4 protein-coding genes are annotated in these 3922 nt (G+C 60.7%); all 4 read right to left on the bottom strand.

The features are described 5' to 3' along the window. Positions 1-1880: DUF5801 repeats-in-toxin domain-containing protein (locus tag EN906_RS25825; RefSeq protein ID WP_245484332.1), on the bottom strand; the 1880-nt coding region annotated here is incomplete at its 3' end. 318 nt (positions 1881-2198) lie between these two features. Then, entirely contained in the window at positions 2199-2831 is a 633-nt protein-coding gene (locus tag EN906_RS25830; protein WP_245477102.1) for a response regulator transcription factor, read from the bottom strand. Between the two features lie 190 nt (positions 2832-3021). Continuing rightward, a complete protein-coding gene (locus EN906_RS25835; protein WP_164748744.1) occupies positions 3022-3384 on the bottom strand; it encodes an AraC family ligand binding domain-containing protein in 363 nt (120 codons plus the stop codon). A gap of 2 nt (positions 3385-3386) precedes the next feature. Next, the coding region (locus tag EN906_RS25840) for an FAD-dependent oxidoreductase (RefSeq protein ID WP_127375473.1) at positions 3387-3922 on the bottom strand (536 nt) is incomplete at its 5' end.

The following is a 3922-nucleotide window of genomic DNA, read 5'->3' on the forward strand; positions in this document are numbered from 1 at the left end:
CCGAGCTCATAGGTGACGGCGCCGCCGTCGGCGCCGAGGTCGGTGCTGAAGGCGGAAGTAAAGCTTGCCGATGTGGTATCGGAAAGATCGCTGTCGTCGGTGGTCAGCGTCGGAATAGTGCCGTCCGCCGTCACCGTCGGGCCGTCATCCTCGAAATGGAAGGCGTCGCCGATATTGGCGGTTGCAGCGTCGGTGTCGCTGTCACCATCGGTGGCGGTCGCCGTCAACGTCACCAGGTCGGCCGCAGCGAGTGTCGCCGCCGATACGCCGCTCTCCACCGGATCGGCTGCATCGTTGTGGACGACCGAGCTATTCTGGGTCAGCGTCACCTCGCCGGTGTTCTCGTCGACGCTGATCAGGAAGGCGACCGTGCCTGTGGCGTTCGCCAGATAGCCTTCGACCTCGCCGCTGGCGTTGAGGCGCAGCAGGATGTTGTCGCCGCTGAGCGTGTCGTCGAGGCCGCTGTCGACACCGGGGCTCTTGACGTCGAGCGCATAGGTGACGCCGTCGAGGCCATCGGCGCCGGCGTCGACGCTGAAGACCGGCGCGAAGCTTGCCGACGCTGTATCGGGAATGTCGGTATCGTCGGTAATCAGCGGCGAAACAGTGCCGTCCGCTGTCACCGCCGGCCCGTCATCGTCGAAGTTGATGAAGGAGCCGACCTCTTCGCTGTGGGCGTTGGTGTTCGTCGTCGAGAAATGGAACTCGGAGATATCGAGCCCTTCGTTTGAATCGACCGATGATACCTGCAGCCGATCCATTGGGCTGCTGGTGATGACATCGACGGTGGTGACGTTGTCGAGTCCGGTGATGGTGACTATGCCCGTGCCGAGCCCACTGACGGTGACGTTGCCGCTCCCAGTGGCATAGGTGCCATTGGCGATGATGGTGGACGCAAACCCTGATTCACCCGTCAACGTGAGGCTGGTGATGTTCACGAGGTTGGTCGCGGTGCCGTCAAAGAAATCCGTGCCTTGATCGTTGCCCGTATTGTTGAAGGCAGCGATACTGACGTCCACCCGATCAGTGGGAGTAGAAGGCGTGATCTGGTTGATTGTGAATCCGGCCCGCGTGACGGTCTCGAGATGGCTATCGTACTGGATTTCCGAGGCATCACCCGCGGCCAGATCACCGCCGGTCACAAAATCGACCTGGAGCGTTTCGCCCGGATTAATGCTCTGGTTGTTGACGCCGAAGCCCTTTTCACTCACGTTGGCGGTGCCACCGTTCAAGCCTATCACCAGAAGCTGCTTGGAAGCGTCATCGGGCGAATTGATCAAGTAAAAATCATTGTTGCCGGGCGCGGCGTCCTCGCCCAAAAAACTGACCACGGAGGTTCCCGCAACGGAGGCGAACACTGCGTCTTCCAGATTGATGCGGTCGTCCGGGTTGGTCTCGTCCGGATGGAACAACGGCACGTACTGGACCGTATACAAATCCGCATTGGTGTTGCTGGTGTTGATCAGGGCGAACGAGAAGGCGAGCGGTCCGGTCTCGGCGGGCTCAGTGCCCGCGTCAGAGGTGCCAATGACGCCGATCACGACGTTTGGATGCGTTAGGTCCTGGAACAGCCAGACATAATTGCCATCGACCGTCTGAATGCCGCTGTTCACGCCGACGGTGGTGGAAAACGGGGTTCCAGCGAGGTTCTGTGAGAGAACGACCGAGGTGATGGTTTCTCCCGCGCTCGCCGAGGCCTCCACGAAGTTGGCCTGGAAGGCGACCTCAGGCGAGGTCAACCCATCCGGATCGTCGAGACTTAGGAGATATTGCACCGTGGGGTTGGTGTCGTATGGCGGAATGGCCGGATTGATATCATCGTCCGTAAAACCGATTGTCTCGTCGATGATGATGTCTTGAGCTACGATATCGAGTGCCATGGAGATTCTCCTTGGTTCAAAATGCTTTCTGGAAAGGGATGCAGCCCCCAATGCCGGAAATGCACCTACCCCGGTGCAGCCGGTCGCATACTGAAATGCGCCCCTCCAATTTCATTGTGCCGCCGGCGCAGAGGGCGCGTCCATTCCCGCTTCGATAGTATTGCGGTCAATGTCCGCACCTGATCGAACGATATATATCCATCGGTAGATCAGGCTGGCGGGTGCTGGGGGAGGCCGCGCCGGCACAAGGCAGATGCCGTCAGACGGCTTTCCGGCCGTTGCCGTGCGTACAATGTCGGCGCGAGGAGAGAGGGACGGTCAGAGCAGGCCGGTTCGGCCCGTTCGTGGACGCTCGGTGGCTTTGCCGTGCGTCATCCAGGCCAGTTCCGCCCGGCCGCCGAGGTGCAGCTTCTCGTAGACGTGATGCAGGTGCATCTTCACCGTACCTTCGGATAAATGCAGCCGCTGCGCGATGGTCTTGTTGCGCAGCCCGCGCGAGACGAGATCGGCGATCTCGGTCTCCCGCCCGGTCAGCCGGGACATGGGCTGCGGCTGCGAGCCCGGCATCAGCAGCTGCTGGACGATCTTGTTGTCGATCCACTTCTTGCCCGCCGCCACCGCATTCACGCATTCGACGAGAAAGCGGTGGCTGATGCCGTCCAGAAACAGGCCGTCGACGTCGAGCGTCTGTATTTCCTTGATATCGAGCCTGCCGGTTGGCTGCACGATGAAGATGATGCCGAGAGCGCTGTTGCCAGCCTTCAGCCGTGAGGAAAGACCTGATGTCTGCTGGTCCTCGAGATCCACGCCCACGATGACGATATCAGGTTGATGGCGCTCCACATGAGCGAGAACGTCCACAGGGCGGCGGCACTGGGCGACAACATCGTGTCCAGCCTTCTGCAAAACCCATTCCAGACCGGCGAGATATACCCCTCGCGGGTCCGCCACGACCAACGTCGACATGCGAACACCGTCCGTAAAAAACGCAACGAACTTGGTTAAGTACCCGTAAAATCAGGAAACCAGAGCCTAGGCCTATTGTCAAGTAATAGCTAATATACATGTTGCTATAATAACGCCCCGAGACTGCCGCTCGGAACGGCGCCGTGAAAGGCCAACCTATGATATGCCTGTCACGTCAAGGTTCTAACGTCCCTTGCCGCGCGGCCCAGTCGTACGGGTATAGGCAGTAAAAATAGCCGGTGCGTTCGGTTGCGATGTATTTCAGATGCGTGCCATTGGGCAGCCAGACGATGTCGCCAGGGCGGCATTCGTGGCGGCCGTCATCCAGTTCGATCGTCAGCGTGCCTTCATGGATGAACAGGACCTCGTCATAGGTCACGGTCCAGTCGATCGAGGCGTTCTCCAGATACTCGATGCCACCGCCCATGGTCCGGCTGATCTCGGCATTGATCACGCGCGCGATCGACGACGTTCCGGTCGGCGTGACTGATGGCTTCAGAGTCAACTCGCTGTGCTTGAAAATCCTGGCCTTGGACATTGTCATCCTTTCTTTGCGCGAAGATTGGCTTTGGAGGGAGTGACGCCGGACGGGGCCAGCCCGGCGAGCCATCTCGTCACCGGATTCAGCTTGCGCCCGGCATGTTCGAGATCGTCGCGCCGACGCACCGCGCCACGGACGAAATGCGCACCGACGAAGCGAAAGGGTTCGGGCGGGAAACCGCGCGCCACCGGACGCACCAGCGCCGAATGCGTCAGTTCCGATTCGCCGTCAGTCAGCAGGCCGGTGAGGATCTCGCCGCCGATATAAGCCATTGTCGTGCCATTGCCGGAAAAGCCGTAGCCGTAGACGACATCGCGGTTGGCGGGCAAAGCGCCGAACAGCGGCACGCGGCTGACCGTCCGGTCGATCGGGCCGTTCCACGATGTTTCGAGCGGGAAATCGGCGAGCGCCGGGTGGCCATCCCGCAGCACGCGACGCATTTCGGCGACCCGTGGCGACAGGCCATGGAAACGCTGGTCGACGATGCCGCCGAAGCCAATGACGCCACCGCTGACGCCGACGGACAGCCGACCAT

The organism is Mesorhizobium sp. M7A.F.Ca.CA.004.06.1.1 (assembly GCF_003999135.1).
Taxonomy (GTDB): Bacteria; Pseudomonadota; Alphaproteobacteria; order Rhizobiales; family Rhizobiaceae; genus Mesorhizobium.